This window comes from Micromonospora sp. CA-248212 (assembly GCF_050948405.1).
GTDB lineage: Bacteria > Actinomycetota > Actinomycetes > Mycobacteriales > Micromonosporaceae > Micromonospora.
This window is the reverse complement of record NZ_CP192023.1, coordinates 706,391-723,459: the sequence shown is the minus strand read 5'-3', so window position 1 is coordinate 723,459 and position 17,069 is coordinate 706,391. Positions and strand designations below refer to the sequence as shown.

The 17,069-nt window shown below is 70.3% G+C and carries 14 protein-coding genes; 7 read left to right on the top strand and 7 right to left on the bottom strand.

Features of this window, described 5'->3' with window-relative positions:
- The first annotated feature begins 48 nt into the window (after nt 1–48).
- The 4 genes from ACQP03_RS03360 (at nt 49) to ACQP03_RS03345 (ending at nt 6,690) form a co-directional block, all read left to right on the top strand.
- Nucleotides 49–498, top strand: a complete 450-nt coding sequence (locus ACQP03_RS03360; protein WP_433460230.1) for a hypothetical protein — start codon at nt 49–51, stop codon at nt 496–498.
- On the top strand, nt 495–1,652 hold the full coding sequence (locus ACQP03_RS03355; RefSeq protein ID WP_357124263.1) for a hypothetical protein: 1,158 nt from the start codon (nt 495–497) through the stop codon (nt 1,650–1,652). The genes ACQP03_RS03360 and ACQP03_RS03355 overlap by 4 nt, the downstream gene beginning before the upstream one ends.
- Nucleotides 1,653–1,983: 331 nt before the next feature.
- Nucleotides 1,984–4,860, top strand: a complete 2,877-nt coding sequence (gene leuS / locus ACQP03_RS03350; protein WP_433461126.1) for a leucine--tRNA ligase — start codon at nt 1,984–1,986, stop codon at nt 4,858–4,860.
- A gap of 240 nt (nt 4,861–5,100) precedes the next feature.
- Nucleotides 5,101–6,690, top strand: a complete 1,590-nt coding sequence (locus tag ACQP03_RS03345) for a serine/threonine protein kinase (protein ID WP_433460228.1) — start codon at nt 5,101–5,103, stop codon at nt 6,688–6,690.
- A gap of 14 nt (nt 6,691–6,704) precedes the next feature.
- Here ACQP03_RS03345 and ACQP03_RS03340 read toward each other — a convergent pair whose 3' ends face one another.
- From ACQP03_RS03340 to ACQP03_RS03330, 3 genes are all read right to left on the bottom strand, one after another.
- Complete coding sequence (locus ACQP03_RS03340) at nt 6,705–7,697, bottom strand: hypothetical protein (RefSeq protein ID WP_433460226.1); 993 nt, start codon at nt 7,695–7,697, stop codon at nt 6,705–6,707.
- A gap of 110 nt (nt 7,698–7,807) precedes the next feature.
- A complete protein-coding gene (locus ACQP03_RS03335; protein WP_357124254.1) occupies nt 7,808–8,695 on the bottom strand; it encodes a helix-turn-helix transcriptional regulator in 888 nt (295 codons plus the stop codon).
- Between the two features lie 123 nt (nt 8,696–8,818).
- Nucleotides 8,819–9,460 carry a CGNR zinc finger domain-containing protein gene (locus tag ACQP03_RS03330; protein ID WP_433460224.1) on the bottom strand — a complete coding sequence of 214 codons (642 nt, stop codon included), beginning with the start codon at nt 9,458–9,460 and terminating at the stop codon, nt 8,819–8,821.
- Between the two features lie 159 nt (nt 9,461–9,619).
- Between ACQP03_RS03330 and ACQP03_RS03325 the strand changes: the two genes are divergently transcribed.
- A complete protein-coding gene (locus ACQP03_RS03325; protein ID WP_433460222.1) occupies nt 9,620–10,840 on the top strand; it encodes an MFS transporter in 1,221 nt (406 codons plus the stop codon).
- A 137-nt stretch (nt 10,841–10,977) separates the two neighbouring features.
- Here ACQP03_RS03325 and ACQP03_RS03320 read toward each other — a convergent pair whose 3' ends face one another.
- Nucleotides 10,978–12,384 (bottom strand): glycoside hydrolase family 6 protein, encoded by a 1,407-nt coding sequence (locus tag ACQP03_RS03320; protein WP_357124245.1) that lies wholly within the window; start codon nt 12,382–12,384, stop codon nt 10,978–10,980.
- A gap of 53 nt (nt 12,385–12,437) precedes the next feature.
- Here ACQP03_RS03320 and ACQP03_RS03315 point away from each other — a divergent pair, with 53 nt between their 5' ends.
- Nucleotides 12,438–13,277, top strand: a complete 840-nt coding sequence (locus tag ACQP03_RS03315) for an alpha/beta fold hydrolase (protein ID WP_357124242.1) — start codon at nt 12,438–12,440, stop codon at nt 13,275–13,277.
- Between the two features lie 51 nt (nt 13,278–13,328).
- Here ACQP03_RS03315 and ACQP03_RS03310 read toward each other — a convergent pair whose 3' ends face one another.
- Both ACQP03_RS03310 and ACQP03_RS03305 read right to left on the bottom strand, forming a co-directional pair.
- Nucleotides 13,329–14,561: a hypothetical protein gene (locus ACQP03_RS03310; RefSeq protein WP_357124239.1), complete on the bottom strand. Its 1,233-nt coding sequence runs from the start codon at nt 14,559–14,561 to the stop codon at nt 13,329–13,331.
- Nucleotides 14,548–15,081 carry a SigE family RNA polymerase sigma factor gene (locus tag ACQP03_RS03305; protein ID WP_357124236.1) on the bottom strand — a complete coding sequence of 178 codons (534 nt, stop codon included), beginning with the start codon at nt 15,079–15,081 and terminating at the stop codon, nt 14,548–14,550. The genes ACQP03_RS03310 and ACQP03_RS03305 overlap by 14 nt, the downstream gene beginning before the upstream one ends.
- 209 nt (nt 15,082–15,290) lie before the next feature.
- Here ACQP03_RS03305 and ACQP03_RS03300 point away from each other — a divergent pair, with 209 nt between their 5' ends.
- On the top strand, nt 15,291–16,532 hold the full coding sequence (locus tag ACQP03_RS03300; protein WP_357171932.1) for a PP2C family protein-serine/threonine phosphatase: 1,242 nt from the start codon (nt 15,291–15,293) through the stop codon (nt 16,530–16,532).
- 7 nt (nt 16,533–16,539) lie between these two features.
- Here the strand turns inward: ACQP03_RS03300 and ACQP03_RS03295 are convergent, their stop codons facing one another.
- Nucleotides 16,540–16,890: an STAS domain-containing protein gene (locus ACQP03_RS03295; RefSeq protein WP_357124229.1), complete on the bottom strand. Its 351-nt coding sequence runs from the start codon at nt 16,888–16,890 to the stop codon at nt 16,540–16,542.
- Nucleotides 16,891–17,069 lie beyond the last annotated feature (179 nt).

The following is a 17,069-nucleotide window of genomic DNA, read 5'->3' as shown; positions in this document are numbered from 1 at the left end:
ATGGGCCTGCGACGGGTCGATCCGCGGGAGTGGGCGAGCCTGCGGGGTTTGCACGAGACGCTCAGGTCGGCGAACTGGGACCGCCTGTCGGCTCCGCTGATCGCGCCATGGTCCGACAACCGGTGCACCTTCGTCGGCATCCCGGTCTCGGCGGGCTCACGCCTGGGGCCCCGTCAACACTTCACGACCGCGGCCGGCGCCACCGGCGCCTTCTCGGTGCGCACCGTGGGTCTCGACTTCCAGCTCGTGCCCGGGGAGCGCCTGCGCCGACAGCGGCTCCCCCTGGCGGTGTACTCCGTGGGCGATGCTCTCGGGACCGACGGCAGCATCGAGCACGACGTGCTGCTCGCCGAGGAATGGTCGCGGCCCGAGCACTCGGCGAGCGATGACCTTATGACCGTTCTCGCCTCCTCCGGATGGCAGGTCGCGCACGAGACCACCGACCTGACGTCGGTGTTGCGGCGGGTCCGGACATGCGCAGTGAGGATTGCCCGATGATCCCCGACGTGAGCCGGAAGATCCCCGCCTACCGGCGACGACTGATCGCGGCCGGTTATCTCAGCCGCCATCACATCGGCGCCGGCTACACCAATCTCACCGGCGACGGTCTCGACCTGGCCGAGCGCCTGATGGCGACCTTCCATGACCTCGTCGCCGCGCACTGGTCCGTGGACTGGGTGGCGCACGACGCGGTGATGAGCGACCGGACGAGACTCGACACCGCCCGTGCGATGTCCGAGAACTTCGACTGTTACCTGCTGGAGGACGGCCGACCCGTACTCTTCGATCTCAACCTCGCGCACCTGCGCTGGCTTCGGGCGGCAGCGCTGGATCGGACCGCCCGTGCCGTCGTGTCCGCGAGTGGGATCTACCGACCGGTCGCGCGCACCGAGCCCCTGATCCGCGACGAGTACATCGCGCCGTTCATGGCAATGCACGTCGTCGTGCCTCGCGGCCAGTTGGCCGAGGGCTGGGCGGCCGTCGAGGACATCCTCGCGGGCATCGCTGCCGCGGTCGGCGCTCCCCTGCTGCTCGTCGAGCAGCCTCCGCCGCCTCACTACGCCGATCGGTGCCTCGCGGCCCTCATGCCCGATCCGCGGGACTCGCTCGAGCCGTGGTCGCTGGCCTACGAGCTCGGGCCGGAGTTCCTCGCTCACCTCGACGCCCCGGACACCGCGGTCCTCGAGATTGGGATTTCGGGACGTCTGCTGGCCTTCCTGGCCCAGCTTCAGACCGGTCTCGCCGCGGCCTTCGGAAGTACGGTCGCGCCCCTTCACGTCCATGTTCGTGGCGAAGACCCCCGCGCGGAGAGCATGGACACCGGGCTGCGCTGCCGGGTGGAACGCAGGCCGGTCCCCGCCGGCGCGTTGGCACCGGTGCTCTGGGTGCCGGGGCAGGCCAGGGCGGCGCTTCTCGTGGAGGACTACTCCCGCTGGTACCCGGTCGACGACCCTCACCAGGACCTGCCTGAGCTGCTCGGCCGAGCCGACAGGTTGCTCGCCGACGGCGCGACGCGACGGCTGACCGACATCATCCACGGCGCGCACGCGGTACATGGTCGCCCGACTCGCGGGTCGCTGCGGGTCCTGCGCGCCCCCGCCCCGGATCTCGTCGGCCAGCACCTCGTACGACGGTCCTACCAACCTGCGTGACTCGCCGTGGCCTCGGGACCATCCATGCTCGACAGTCGGCGTCCTGGTCCGCGCAACGCATCGGGCCGGCAGATCAGCCAACGTCGACGACTCGGGCTGAGGTACTAGGCTAGTCTCTCCAGATGGATACGTCGCGACTGCGTCTTCCCGAGCAGCGCCGAGCAGTCCCGGAGCAATTGAATGACAGCCCCCGGAGCAGGTGCGGCTAGGCCTCCGGGCACCGGGGCTTGCTCTTCTCCTTTTCCGAGCGCAGCCCGCACGCGTTTCCGCGTCCACGCGAGTCGGGGCCAGGCCCGACCGGACCAGATGGAGATACAGGACGATGAGCGACATGACTTCGAACAGTCATGAGCACCCGGAGAACGACGGTACGCCGCCGTTCCGCTATTCGGCCGCATTGGCCGGCCGTATCGAGCTGGAATGGCAGCAGCGCTGGGAGAAGGAAGGCACCTTTTACGCCGCCAACCCCACCGGGAACCTGGCAGGTCTTGCCGGTCCCAAGCGCAGCTTCGTCATGGACATGTTCCCGTACCCGTCCGGTTCGGGGCTGCATGTCGGGCACCCTCTCGGGTTCATCGCGACCGACATCTACGCGCGCTTCATGCGGATGAACGGCCACAACGTCCTGTACACCATGGGGTACGACGCCTTCGGGCTGCCCGCCGAACAGCATGCCATTCAGACGGGCACCCATCCGCGGGTGACGACCGAAGCCAATATCGAGCGCTACCGCGACCAGCTTCGATCGCTGGGCATGTCCTACGACTACCGACGCTCGATCACGACGATCGAACCGGATTACTACCGCTGGACGCAGTGGCTCTTCCTGCAGATCTTCAATTCGTGGTACGACCCTGAGCTCGATCGGGCGAGGCCCATCGACACCCTGGTGGAGCAGTTCGAGCGCGGTGAGCGCGCGGTTCCGGGCGGTCAGGCGTGGGCGGAGCTGTCCCCGCTCGACAAGGATGAGGTGCTCAGCGAGTACCGGCTCGCCTACTCCAAGGAAGCGCCCGTCAACTGGTGTCCGGGGCTGGGCACCGTGCTGTCGAACGAGGAGGTCACCGCCGACGGGCGTTCCGAGCGTGGCAACTTCCCGGTCTTCCGCACCCGGCTGCGTCAGTGGATGATGCGCATCACCGCGTACGGTAATCGCCTCCTGGACGACCTGGAGGGGCTGGACTGGCCCGAAGCGATCAAGCTGCAGCAGCGCAACTGGATCGGTCGTTCCGAGGGCGCACGCGTCGAGTTCGCCGTCGACGGCGTCGAGCGATCGATCGACGTCTTCACCACCCGTCCCGACACCCTGTTCGGCGCCACGTATCTGGTGCTGGCGCCCGAGCACGACATGGTGGACGAACTGGTGACCGCGACGTGGCCGGAACAGTCGTCGCTTCCGGAAACCTGGACCGGCGGGTACGCCACACCCGCCGAGGCTGTCGCTGCGTACCGGAGGCAGGCCGCCAGCAGGTCGGAACTGGAGCGAATGGCTGAGGATCGCGCCAAGACCGGCGTGTTCGTCGGCAAATATGCTCGTAACCCGGTAAACGGGGAACTGCTGCCCATCTTCGTGGCCGACTACGTACTCATGGGGTACGGCACCGGCGCCATCATGGCCGTGCCGGCCCATGACCAGCGTGACTTCGAGTTCGCCCGCGCCTTCACACTGCCGATCCGCTGCGTGGTGGAGCCCAAGGACGGACGCGGCACGGACCCGGCCGAGTGGCCCGATGCCATGGTCTCCCATGACGCACGACTCGTGAACTCCGCCAACACGTCGGTGTCCCTGGACGGGCTCACCGTCGCCGAGGCCAAGAAGCGCATCACGGCCTGGCTGACGGAGCATGGTCCGGGCGAAGGCATGGTCAACTTCCGGTTGCGGGACTGGCTGTTCAGCCGGCAGCGGTACTGGGGGGAGCCTTTCCCGATCGTCTACGACGAGGACGGCGTCGCCCATGCGCTGCCGGAATCGATGCTGCCCGTCCGGCTGCCGGAGATCGACGACTACGCTCCGCGCACCTATGACCCCCAGGACCTGAGCAGCACCCCGGAGACGCCACTGTCCCGGTCCGTCGGGTGGGTCGAGGTCGAGCTTGATCTGGGCCGAGGGGACGGGCCGCGACGCTATCGGCGTGAGACCAACACCATGCCAAACTGGGCGGGCTCGAGCTGGTACCAGTTCCGTTACATCGATCCGGACAACCAGCAGGCGATGGTCGACCCCGCGAACGACCGCTACTGGATGGAGCCGACGGAGCACAAGCCGCACGGCGGAGTTGATCTGTACGTGGGCGGATCAGAGCAGGCCGTCCTGCATCTGCTGTACGCGCGCTTCTGGCAGAAAATCCTCTTCGACCTCGGGCACGTCTCGTCCGACGAGCCGTTCCACCGGCTCTACAACCAGGGCATGGTCACCGCCCACGTCTACCGGGACAGCCGGGGCTTTCCGGTGCCGGCCGCGGAGGTAGAGGAGCGCGACGGCGGCTGGTACTGGAAGGGCGAACGGGTCAGCCGAGAAGCTGGCAAGATGGGCAAGTCGCTGCGGAACGCGGTCTCGCCGGATGAGATCCGCGAGGAGTACGGCGCCGACACGCTGCGGCTGTACGAGATGGCGACCGGCCCCCTGGACGCGTCCCGCCCCTGGGACTCCCGAGCCATCGTCGGCTCCCACCGGTTCCTCCAGCGGCTGTGGCGCACCATCGTCGACGAGCACACCGGCGATCTCGTGGTCACCGACGAGGAGCCCGATACCGAGACCCTGCGGGCCCTGCACCGGGCCATCAACGGGATCGCGGCCGACCTGTCCGGGCTGCGCTTCAACACCGCGGTCGCCAAGGCCATCGAACTGGTCAACTTCCTGGTCAAGCGGGGCAGCACGCCGCGCGCGGTGGCCGAGCAGGCGGTGCTGCTCGTGGCTCCGCTGGCCCCGCACATCGCGGAGGAGCTGTGGCAGCGGCTGGGATACCCCACGTCGTTGGCTCGTCAGCCGTTCCCCGTGGCCGACCCGGCATACCTGCGCCAGCCCACGGTCACCTGCGTGGTGCAGATCCGGGGCAAGGTCAAGGCCCGACTCGAGGTGGCCCCCGAGATCGGCGAGGACGAGCTGCGCGGCCTCGCCCTCGCCGAGGCGGCGGTGGTCTCCTCGCTCGGGGACGCCGAGGTGCGCAAGGTCGTTGTGCGCGCACCGAAGCTGGTGAACATCGTCATCTGACGGGTGGTGGGTGGCCGGGCAGCACTCCGGCCACCCACGTCCGGCAAGGAGCGCGACCCGAGCGGTGACCACAGCTACTCCTGGCCCTTCGGGCAATTACACCCGGCACCTGCACCTGTCGACGACCATCGTCTCCACCGGCCACGGACGATAGGCTGCGGTCGGCGTCGGACTGACCTAAGGGGAACGGGTGATAGGCGGAACAGTTCACGTGATGGTCGCGGTCTGCGGGCATCGGGCGTGAACGACGGGCTGCGTCCCGGTGACCCGGCCCGCCTCGGCGGATACGACGTGTTGGACCGGCTCGGCGACGGTGGCATGGGAACTGTCTTCCTGGCCCGCTCGCCGCAGGGACGGCGGGTGGCGGTCAAGGTCGTCCGTCCGGAACTCTCGCACGACGAGGAGTTCCGGGGCCGATTCCGTAGCGAGGTGAACCGCGCGCGCCAGGTCCCACCGTTCTGCACCGCCGAGGTTCTGGACGCCGACCCGGACCACGACCCGCCGTATTTGGTGGTGGAGTACGTCGAGGGCCCCAGCCTGGCCCAGGTGCTCCGGGAGCGGGGGCCGCTGGGGGCGGCGCAGCTACACAGCATCGCGGTCGGGGTGGCCACCGCGCTCACCGCCATCCACCGCGCCGGGGTCATCCACCGGGACCTGAAGCCGGCGAACGTCCTGGTGGCGCCGGGCGGGATCAAGGTCATCGACTTCGGTATCGCCCGAGCGTTCGAGGCGACGAGCCAGCACACCCGGACCGACCAGATGGTGGGAACCGTGTCGTACATGGCTCCCGAGCGGTTGGACACCGCGTCCGGTCATCCGGTGGGCCCGGCTGCGGACATCTTCGCCTGGGGTGCCCTGGTCGCCCATGCCGCGACGGGCCGCAACCCGTTCGGAGGCGACTCCGCTACCGCCACCGCGATGCGGATCCTGACTCAACCGCCGGATCTGACCGGGCTCGATGGGTCGCTGCGGGAGTTGGTCTCCCGGGCGTTGGAGAAGAATCCCGCCGCTCGTCCCAGCGCCCGCGACCTGCTCGATGGGTTGTTGACGGCAGGGTACGCGGGAGGTGCTGGAGAGTCGGCCCCGCTTCCGGGCGCGGGTGGTGGTGACCAGGACGGGCGGTCGATGCCACCCGGTCTCGTCGCTGCCGGTCGCCCGGGCTGGGGCCGGCGTCGCTGGCTCACGGCGGGCGGAGCAGCCGCGGCGGTGATTGCGGTGTTGGTGTCCGCCACACTGTTCGGCCCGCGACTGCTCAACAGCGGGTCCGGACCGGATCACGTTGGCTCGACGCCGACCGGCAGCCCGCTAGCGAGCGCACCGGCGACCTCCGTGTCCGCGGCCACATCGGGTACGCCCACCGCGTCACCGTCGAGGAGCACGGACCCGACCCGGGCGATACTGACCGGTCAGCGGCGGATCCTGCTGCACCTGGTGGAGATCGACCGTGACCTCAAGCTGCCGTTCCACGGCGAGCTGGAGGCCGGCGACGGCACCGGCAAGGACGCGCTCTTCGTGCTCGAGCCGGTCGGCGTCGACTTCATGATCAAATCGTTGAATCCGGACGTCGACCACCGACCGTGCCTCGGAGTCAAGATCGATTCAGAGCAGTACGCGTCGTTGGTGGGAGCCGAGTGTTACGCCTCCGCCGCAACCGTGTTCGCGCTGTCCCGGGAGGGCAAGGACGACAAGGGACGCACGTCCTACTCGATCATCAGCGACGAGTACGGGGTGGTGCAGTGGAGCCCGACGAAGAAAGCGATCTACCTCGAGCATCTCGGTGACGCCCCGATCGACACGACGTTCAGCCTGGTCGACCGGGGCGCGGTCTGACCGACGGGGACAGCTCAGCGGCGCGGCAGGGTTGCCAGGGCCAGGTTCGGGTCGACGCCCGTGGTGTACGCGGCGCTGAGCACGTAGAGAGTACGACCGCGCAGGGCCACCGAGGTCGGGTTCTGCAGCCCGTCGCCGGCCGTCAGCAACGTTCGCGCCCGACCGGCCGCGTCGATGCTCACCACCGTGTTCGGTCCGTTCAGCGTGGCGATGACCCGTTGGTCACCGACACCGACGAACGCGAAGTCGTCGATACCGACCAGCCCGGTCGCGACCACCTGGACAGGTCCGGGCCGACCGTGCCGCGACGGGATGCGCAGCAGCGTGCCCTGGTCGAGGTTGGTCGCCCACACCGCGTCAGCGCGTACCTTGATGCCGTTGGCACCCAGGAACCCTGCCGCAGCCAGCTCGGGTGCCGACGACCACACCTCGACACGGCCGCCTCCCAGCGCGACCGTCGAGATCGTCCCGAGCACCGAGTCGGTGAGGTAGAACCTCTTCGCCACCGCGTCGAACGCCAGACCGTTGGGAAGCCCGCCGGCCGGCAGGGCGGCGATGCGCTGCGGGACGCTTCCGGGACGTAGTCGGTACAGGCCGGTGGAGGCGGCATCGCCGCTCGCGTAGAGGAAATAGAGGGTGCCGTCCGTCATCCGGACGATGCCCGTCGTGAGCGCGAATTTGAGCACGGGTGTGTTGACGCCGCCGTCGGCCGGGGCGGGCAGAGTCGCCAGGATTCGCGTCCCGCCGGACGGGGTGACCGCGGCGACCTGTCGAGCGGCCGCGAAGGTGACGTAAGCCGTGCCGTCGGGGCCGACCGCGATGTTCTCCGGCAGCTGCCCCTTGGCCAGGTCAAAGTGGACCGCGATCCGCGAGGGCGCCGGCGGGGCGGATGGTCGGGCCAGCCCCGCAGGCGGGGCCGGCGCGGTCGCAGCCTTCGTCGCGCTCGGCGGGACGACGATCACGACGCCGGTCACGGCCGCCGCGAGAGCGACTGCGATGGTCATCATTCTTGGGCGCATTTCTCTCCCCTACTCATGCTGTTCGTGATTGGCCTGGTGCGGGCACGACGCGTCCGGCGCTCCTGTCGGAGCACCTCTTGTCGGCCGGTGGGGTGGTGTTAGTCGCGCAGGGCAGCCGGCTGGACAGCGCCGGCACGGGTGGTGACGGCACCGTGGACGAGCAACGTCATCGCGGCGTGGGACGCGGAGCCGGGCTCGGTGGTGGCGACCACGACGCTCTGGCCGTCCTCGGTACGCAGGGTCTGCTGCGTCACGTCCATCGCGCCAACCAGCGGGTGACGCATCTGGTAGACGGTGTCGCCGCCGGCTTTCACCCGGTGGTCGGCCCACCTGGCGGCGAACTCCGGACTCCGTACCGTCAACTCGCCGACCAGCGCGGCCATCAGCGGATCGTCCGGGTTCTGCCCGGAGGCCATCCGGAGCGTCGCCACCACCGCGCGGGCCTTGGTGGGCCAGTCCGCATACAGGTCGCGGGTGTGCGCGTCCAGGAACACCAGCCGCGCCATGTTCACGTACCGGCCCGGCCGCTCGGGGATCTCCGGAGGCAGATGGCCGGCGAAGAGGGCATGGCCTGCGGTGTTCCAGGCCAGCACGTCGGCCCGGCGGCCGAGCACCACCACCGGTACGTCCCCGAGCACCGCGACGAGCTGGCGGACCGCTGGGCTCACCCGCTCCGGAGTCGGGCGACGCGCGGCGGGCCGACGGCGGGTGCCCGCCGCGAGCTCGCCGAGGTGGCGGCGTTCCGCGTCGTCGAGCCGCAACGCCCGGGCGAGCGCGTCGAGCACCTCAGGAGAGGCGTTCACCGCCTGACCCTGCTCCAACCGGGAGTAGTACGAAACGCTCACTCCGGCCAACAGCGCCAGTTCCTCCCGGCGCAGTCCTCGAACGCGCCGCCGCTCACCGTAGGTCGGCACGCCAGTGTCCTCCGGGCGCAGCTGAGAGCGCCGGGCCTGGAGGAAGTCGCCGAGCTGTCCTCTCGCGTTCATGACTCGAAGTATCGCCAGCCCTGCCTGCGCCAACCACTCCCTGCCAGGGCTAGGCACCGCAGGGCGAGGCCGACCAGGAAACCGTGCGGCTGCGGCGCACGGCCCGTCAAGGTCGCCCGATGTCTACGAGGGCGAGGATCGGGCTGCCCGGCGGCGTTCGGTGAGCCGTCGCGCCTTCACCACGTTGCCGCAGTCAGCCATCCGGCACCAGCGACGGGAACCGTTGCGGCTCTGATCGAGGAACAGCCAGCCGCAGCCACCGTCGCGCACCGGGCAGCGGCGCACCCGGGTCGGATCGGCGGTCAGCATGATGTCGACGGCGGCCTCGGCGGTCCGGTCGGGCACCAACATGGCTGGCACCGTGCCGTAGGCCAGCCGCACCCGCGACGAGCCGAGCACCAGTCTCGCGCGAGCGGCCGCGCCCGACCAACGCTCGTGCAGTCCGACCAGCGCGGCACCGGCCGCGACGGTGTCACCGTCCGGGTCGGTGATGACCGCGAGCAGCACGAGGTGGAGCCCCGCACGGATGTCCCGCACGGCGGTGAGCCCCGCGTGCGCCGCCGCCGGCTCGTCGTGCCACGCCCGGTCGACCTGGTCGGCCTCCGCGTCGCTGATCACTCCCGCCCGGACCGACCAGCTCAGCAGGGCGGAGCTGTCGGACAGGAAGTCGTGGGGCGGCGAGTTGCCGCCTCGTTCGAGGGTGTTGACCAGGTCGAGCGCCGGGTGCCCGCCGACCAACGGCAGCTCGGACACATCGAGGGGCATATCGACGAGGCTACCACCTATACCGCTGAAGGCGGTTGCCCTGCGCGCGGCCCTGGCCCGGCACTCCGCGACAACAAAGAGCATCTATGGCTTCACGCTACCGTCTAATCATGGTTAGGTGGAATCACATAACGACCTGTGAGGATTGGGAGGTAGCCGATGGCGCACCCTCGACGCGCGGTCCATGCCCTCGTCGCCTTGTCCGCCGCCACGTTCTGTTACGTCACCACCGAGGTGCTGCCGATCGGTCTGCTCACGCTGATCGCGCCAGACCTGGGACGCTCCAGGTCCGAGGCCGGCCTGCTGGTGACCGGGTACGCCGTCGTGGTCATGATCGTGGCCCTGCCGCTGACCCGGGTCACCCGGCGAGTGCCACGGCGTCCACTACTCGCCGGCACCCTAGGTGTCTTCGCCGCCGCGACGACGGTGTCGGCCTTCGCCGACTCCTACCAGGTGCTGCTCGCCGCCCGACTGGTGTCCGCCACCACCAACGGCGTCTTCTGGGCAGTGGTGTTTCCCGTAGCGATCTCGATGTTTCCGGCGAACGTTCGAGGCCGCATCGTGGCTCGACTCTCGATCGGCAACGCGCTCGGGCCGGTCCTCGGCGTACCGCTGGGCACCTGGTTGGGCGGGGAGTTCGGGTGGCGGGCCGCCTTCGCCGCGATGGCCGTCCTCGGCTTCGCCGTCTGCCTTGCGATCGCCCTGCTCCTGCCGAGTGTCACACCGCGCCAGAGTGCGGAAGACATCGGGCCGATGCCGGACCGACAGCGCTTCGTCGTGCTCCTCGTCGCCACCACTCTCGCGGTCACCGGCGCCATGGGCGCGTTCACGTACATGACCGTCTTCCTCCTCGACGTGAGCGGGTTCGCCGCGGCGTCTCTCGGCTTGTTGCTCTTCGTCCAGGGCTCGTTCGGCGTCGTCGGCACCTGGGCGGTCGGTCGGGTCCTGGACCGGTTTCCGCTCGGTGTCGTGCTGGGCCTGCTCGGGCTCCTCACGGCCGCGATGCTCGGCCTCTACGGGATCGGCGCGAGCAAGGTGGCGGCGATACCGTTGCTCGCCGTGGCGGGGATGTCGTTCAGTTCACTGATCGCGGGGATCCAGCACCGCATCATGCAGGTCGCCCCGTCGACCACCGACATGGCGTCGGCCAGCCTCAGCGTCGCGTTCAACGTCGGCCTCGCGGCCGGCTCGCTCATCGGGGCGGGCCTGCTCGCGACGGCCGGGGTGCGCGTCGTCCCGTTGTTCGGTGGACTGCTGACGGCCGTCGCGTTGGCGTTGCTCGCCGGCCACGAGATGTCCCGTGGGCGAAGACGAGCGAACGGAACGGCCCGTCGTGATCCCGACCCGCAACCGATCGGACAATCCGCAGTTCACGCTTGAGTCTCCGCGCACAGGCCGCCGTACGGTGGCGATGGTGACTCGTCACCTTGCCGCTGGCCGGTCCGGCCCGCACCCCCCAATGGTGCTGGCCCGGCGCGGAGGCGGTCCTCCGCGCCGGGCCGTGACTTCGGTCGGGGTCAGGCGGCCGCGCAGCTGGCCGTCGCCCCCGGGCCGGTGCCGGTGCCCTGGAAGCCGAAGTTGGTCGACTGCCCGGCGCCCACGCGTCCGTTGTAGCCCACGTTGGTGTACCGGACGGTTCCGCTCGTGCCGCTGGCCTGCGCGTTCCAGACCCCGGTGACCGCGGCGCCGCTGGGCAGCGTGATGGTCACGGTCCAGCCGTTGATGTCCGCGGACCCGGCCGTGACCGTCACGCTCGCGGTGAAGCCACCGGACCACTGGTTGAGCGCCACCGACGCGGAGCAGCCGTTACCGGTCGGCGGAGGCGTGGTGGGCGGGGGCGTGGTGGGCGGCGGGGTCGTCGGCGGAGGCGTGGTCGGGGGCGGCGTGGTCGGCGGGGCGGACGTCGGCGGCGGAGTCGTCGGCGGGGCCGTCGTGGGCGGGTTGGGCACGCCGTTGGCCAGGCTGTAGGCCAGGTCGGGCTGGAACGAACCGGCGGTGTAGCGGCAGCCGTCCGCCTCGCCCGGAGGCTTCACCCAGAGGTACGCGTCGATGTTGCTGTCGCCGGTGTTCGTCGTCGGGTACATCCCGATACGGCGGTCGGTGTTGTCGTCGCCGCACCAGTCTCCGCTGGCGCCGCCGTTGCGGCTGGTGTCGATCACCTGGCGCTTGCCCGAGAGGCCCATGCCGTTGAGGGAGGAGATGACCGCCCGACCGAAGTTGGCCTCGCTGGAGGTCGAGTTGTAGTTCGACACGTTGCTGAAGAAACCGTCGGCGTACTGCACGCCGGCTGCCCGGAGCCGGTTGGCGGTCTCACCCGCGCTGTTCCAGGTGGAGTGGCCGGCGTCGAGGTAGACCTTGGCGTTGGGGTTGGCCGACTTGATGGTGCGGGTGGCCGTCGAGATCGCCTGGTTACGGGCGTTGATCTCGTTGCTGTTCAGGCAGGTCAGCAGGGCGAGCGAGTCGGTCTCCAGGATGATGATGACCGTCTGGTTGCCCAGTCCCCGGGAGAAGTTGGACACCCAGCTCTGGTACTGGTTGAGGTCCGGCGCACCACCGGCGCTGGCACCGCCGCAATCCCGGTTGGTGATCTGGTACACCGCGATCACCGGGATCTGCTGCGCGGCATTGGCGGCGCCCACGTACGCGGCGGCCTCGGACTGCGCCGTCGAGATGTTGAAGTTGGCGAACCAGCGGGCCTGCGGCTGGCTCGCGATCTTGTCGCGGATGACGCCGGCGCGCGAGTCGCCGGGGTTTGCGGCGACCCAGCGTACGACCGCCGAACTCGGGTCGCGATAGAGCGGGCCGGAGATCGTGCCGGCGGACGCGCTGCTGACGGCGAGGCACACGCCGGCCGCGGCAGCGCCCGCGACCGCGGCCACGCTGAGGGCCGTGGATCTGCGTCGCCGGAGGGAGAGGATAGCCACGTCGTGTTTCCTCCTGATCACATTGATGTATCTAAGTTCATGGGAGCGTTCCCATGAAGGTAGCGGAGGCGCGCGCCGCTGCCAAGGTGCGCGAAACTTCCGGTGTACGGCCGCCGCCGGGCGTTCCTGGCCCGGACCCGGATGCCGCCGCACGCCTCTCGGCGCAGCAGGACGGTGACGGTGACCCCGGCGGCGACCAGCCTCGGGTGGCGGCAGAGGAGGAAGACATGGCGACGTTCGTGCTCGTGCCGGGCGGCTGGAAGGGTGGCTGGGCGTTCGAGGCGGTGGTTCCGCTCCTGGAGGGCGCCGGCCACCGGGTGCACGCCCTGACGCTGTCGGGCCTGCGGCCAGACGACGACATCGCGACGGTGGCGACCGCCAACCTCGACACACACGCCGACGACGTACTACGGCACCTCGATCGACACCAGGTCACCAACGCGACGCTGGTCGGCCACAGCTACGCCGGAATGGTGATCGCCGCCGCCGCCGACCGCGCCGAGGGCCGCGTCTCACGGCTGGTGCATCTCGACGCCTACGTACCGCGCGATGGCGAGTCGTGCTGGTCGGCGACCAGTGACCACTTCCGGCACGTGTTCGCCGCTGGCGCGGCCGCCACCGGATACGCCGTCCGACCGCCGGACGGCGGTGACCCCCGCCGTCGGCCGCACCCCCTCGCCTCGCTCCTGCAGACGATCCGACTCACCGGCGCCGTCACCCAGGTCCCGCGCCGCGAGTTCGTCTACTGCTCCGGCTGGGACCGCACGCCCTTCGCCGAACTCCGCGCACGGCTGGACGCCCAACCCGACTGGCAGGTCCACGACCTCCCCACCGGCCACGACGCGATGCGCGAAGCGCCGGAGGCCGTCGCCGCCCTGTTGCTCGACGAGTGACCCACGGACCACGTCGCCAGGGGTCACCGCCGGGGCGCAGTGGAGCCGCGGTTACGGGCGGAGCGCTGTCGCGGCGGGCGTCCAGCTCGACTCGTTGCGGACGTCGGCCACCGTGATCCCCTTGGCGATCTTCTTCAGCTCGGCCTGGGACAGCTGGTCACCGAGACCCGCGGAGCTGACCTGGAGGACGACCCTGCCGTCGGCGCTCCAGATGTTGCAGAAGCCGCCGTCGGCGTTCCGGCCACTCTCTTCGGATGCGTCGTAGCACCTGGTGGCACCGGGCTCGGGCGACTGGTTCGAGCTGGTGTTCGGGGTGACGAAGATGTTGAACCCGTTCTCGATGCCGTCCTCGGCCGAGTCGTAGGGCGCGGTCAGACCCGAGGTGGGCGCGGCGGGCTTGGTGTACGTCGCGCCCCCGTAGTCACCGGCGCGGGCCGCCGCGATGCCGCTGAGGCCGGGCATCGCGTGCGTGCCGATCTGCAGCGGCTGGTAGCCGGCCGGGACGTAGCCCATCGTGAACGGCACCAGGGCCGGCGTCGGCCGGCTGGGCTTCAGGCCCTCGACCAGGCCGCTCAGGTCCTCGAAGGTCGGCGTGGCCTCGTCCGAGGAGACCGACGTGACAGCGGCCCAGGCGTTGTCGGTGTACTCCCAGGCGAACAGCTTGTTGCGGGTGTCCGGCTCATTGCGCGGGTCGAGACCGACCGGCAGGGTCGCCCGCACGGCCTTGCGCCCCGCCACGGTGACGCTCTTACCACCCTTGATGCCGGTGGCGTCGAAGGCGCCCGGTCGGTAGACGGTCAGGTAGGCCCACAGGTTCGGCTTGTCGTCGGCGGCCCCCTTCTTGCTCTCCATCTCGGTGCCGACGCCCGGGGCATCAGCCTCCCCCTCGCTCACCGGCCTGTCGTTCGAGTCGTGACGGTCGGAGTAGACGGAGGCGATCTGGTAAGCGGTGGACGCGACGATCGGGTCCTGCACGTGCAGCGTGCCGGCGTCGTACCCGGTGAAGGTGAAGGTGAACGGCTCGGCGTCGGACCACGCGGCCTGGCCGGGCTTGGACGTCGTTGCGCCGGCCGGGGCCGGAGCCGGAGTGGTGTTCTGTTCGGCGCCCAGGGCGGGCAGGACGAGCACGCCGGCGACCGCGACCAGGCCCGCCGCACCGGCCGACGTGAACCCGACGCGGCGACGCCGCTCGGCACGCCGCCCCAACGCGATGATGTCGTCGACGGTACGGGCCATCGGCGGTTCGTCACCCGTCACCGTGTCCACCAGGTCACGCAACTGCATTGGTCCACTCCTCCATCGGCTTCCCGCTGAGATTGACGCGTTCGGCGGCGAGTGACTCGCGCAGTTTCGCCAGGCCCCGCGAGGCCTGGCTCTTGGCCGCGCCGACCGTGCAGTTGAGGACGCCGGCCGTGTCCTCCAGGCTCAGACCCAGGTAGTGCCGAAGCACGACCGCGGCCCGCTGCCGGGCCGGCACCGCGTCGAGCGCCACCCGCAGGCGCATCCGCTCGTCGGTCGCGACGGCCGGATCCCGCACCACCACGTCCGGCAGGGCATCACCGGTCGGTCGCTCGCGCCGCCACGGCCGACGGGTCTCGTCGATCGCGGCCCGGTAGACCATGGTCTTGACGTACAGATCGGGTCGGTCCAACTTGCGCCACCGCGGGTAGAGCTTGATCAGCGCGTTGGCGACGGCGTCCTCTGCCGTGTGCCAGTCGCCGCAGGTCACGTACGCCAGCTTGCGCAATGACGCCATCTCTGACGTCACAAACTCGCGGAATGCCTGCTCGTCTTCGGCTTTCACGTCGACTGCCTCCTCGTGACTGAGGTAGAACGGAACCGCCGTACCGGGAAGTTGCATCGGCCGGACAAGTAGTTGTGTGACTACTCAGCGATGAACACGTCCGACTGCCCCGACTCGGGCATGACGAGGCGGTGCGCTGGGCCGGAACGGCACCGGCGAGGGCCGAGGCAGCGCACCCGGCCCGACGAGCGGGTGCCTATGCTCGACGGGTGGACGAGAGCGGGCAGGCGGTGCTGACCGGGGTGTTGCAGGCGGCCGAGGACGCCGCCCCGGTGGAGGCGGTCGAGGCGGTCACGGGCACCATCGCCGCCGCGCTGCACGCGTCCAGTGTCTCGCTGCTGATCGCCGACCTCAGCGGCCGCGCGCTGGTCCGGCTGACCCACCAACCGACCCCCGGCGGTCCGGGCCGTCGCCACGACGAGGAGGCCGCCGAGGTCCTGCCGTTCGACGGCGGCCCCCGCGAGCAGGTCCTTCGTCAGCAGGGCACCCAGGTGCTCACGGGCGACGGCCGGTGGACCGTGTTGGCGCCGGTCACCGAACGCGGCGAGGCCATCGGTCTGCTGGAGATCGACCTTCCGCAGGAGCCGGACGAGTCGATCATCGCGCAGATCGCCCGGACCGCGCACGCGCTGGCGTTCGTGGTCATCGCCAACCGCCGGCACACCGACCTGTTCGAGTGGGGTCAGCGCAGCAGCCCGTTCACCCTCTCCGCGGAGATCCAGCGCCGGCTGCTGCCCGCCGCGTTCACCTGCGAGGCCGGCGCCTTCGCGCTGTCCGGATGGCTGGAACCGGCGGCCAGTGTCGGCGGGGACACCTTCGACTACAGCCTCGCCCGGGACCTGCTGCACGTCAGCGTCACCGACGCGATGGGGCACGGCGTGGCCAGCGCGCTGACCGCCACCCTCGGGGTGGGCAGCCTGCGGAACACCCGCCGTCGCGGCGACAGCCTCGTCGCGCAGGCCGACCAGGCCAGCCGGGCCGTCGCCGAGCACGCCAACGTGCCCGGCGCGTACGTGACCGCCGTGCTGGGCCGGATGGACCTGCGTACCGGTCGCTGCGAACTGCTCAACGCCGGGCACGTCCCGCCGCTGCTGGTCCGGGGCGACCGGGTCGTACCGGTGGAGCTGCCCAGCAACTTCCCGCTGGGCATGTTTCCCGAGGAGCGCTACCGCAGCGGGGACATCTCCCTGCTTCCCGGCGACCGGCTGGTGATCGTCACCGACGGGATGCGCGAACGCAATGCCGCCGACCTGGACCTGGCCGCGGCGCTGCTCGAGATCGCCCACCTGCACCCGCGCGAGGCGGTCCGGGCGCTCTCGGACAAGGTGCTGGCGACGGCCGGCCCGGTGCTGGCCGACGACGCGACCCTGCTCATCATCGACTGGTACGACAGCCACGGGCCACGCCGTACCGCCGCCGGCGCTGACATCGCCCGCGCCAGCACCCGCTGAACCACGCTCAGGACGCCGCCGGGGACGCCGCCTCGGCGTCCTGCACGGTGTCGAAGGATTCGATGACCCGATCCACCGATGTGATCGACAGCACCTTGCGTACCGAAGGCTGGACTCCAGCCAGGCAGAGCCAGCCGTCCCGCGCCCGCATCGCCTTGTAGGCGATCACGAGCGCGCCCAGGCCGCTGGAGTCCATGAACCCGACGGCAGCGAGGTCGACCACCACCACCCGGGTTCCGCTCTCGACCGCCTCCAGCAGCCCGTCACGCAGACGCGGTGTGGTGCTCATGTCCAGATCGCCGGCGACCTCCACCACCGTGCCGACGCGCCCTCGCCGGGTTGCCAACGCGAAATCCACCACTCCCCCTCACGTGCGCTGCGCCGATCCGCTGTGCGGTGCCTGCTCGCCCCCTACCGTGCCAGATGCCGAGACCGAACGCCTTCCGAAGGTTCCCGATCCGTCGTGGCGGCACGGGTATCGGGGCACCCGGCCGTGGGTATGACAGGGTGATCCGGGCTGGCGACGCACGGGTCTGG

Bases quoted from the DNA above. Each gene is read 5' to 3' on its own strand.
- ACQP03_RS03355 (WP_357124263.1), top strand. From the start codon at position 495: ATGATCCCCGACGTGAGCCGGAAGATCCCCGCCTACCGGCGACGACTG.
- leuS (WP_433461126.1), top strand. From the start codon at position 1,984: ATGACTTCGAACAGTCATGAGCACCCGGAGAACGACGGTACGCCGCCG.
- ACQP03_RS03340 (WP_433460226.1), bottom strand. From the start codon at position 7,697: ATGATGACCATCGCAGTCGCTCTCGCGGCGGCCGTGACCGGCGTCGTG.
- ACQP03_RS03335 (WP_357124254.1), bottom strand. From the start codon at position 8,695: ATGAACGCGAGAGGACAGCTCGGCGACTTCCTCCAGGCCCGGCGCTCT.
- ACQP03_RS03330 (WP_433460224.1), bottom strand. From the start codon at position 9,460: ATGCCCCTCGATGTGTCCGAGCTGCCGTTGGTCGGCGGGCACCCGGCG.
- ACQP03_RS03325 (WP_433460222.1), top strand. From the start codon at position 9,620: ATGGCGCACCCTCGACGCGCGGTCCATGCCCTCGTCGCCTTGTCCGCC.
- ACQP03_RS03315 (WP_357124242.1), top strand. From the start codon at position 12,438: ATGAAGGTAGCGGAGGCGCGCGCCGCTGCCAAGGTGCGCGAAACTTCC.
- ACQP03_RS03310 (WP_357124239.1), bottom strand. From the start codon at position 14,561: ATGCAGTTGCGTGACCTGGTGGACACGGTGACGGGTGACGAACCGCCG.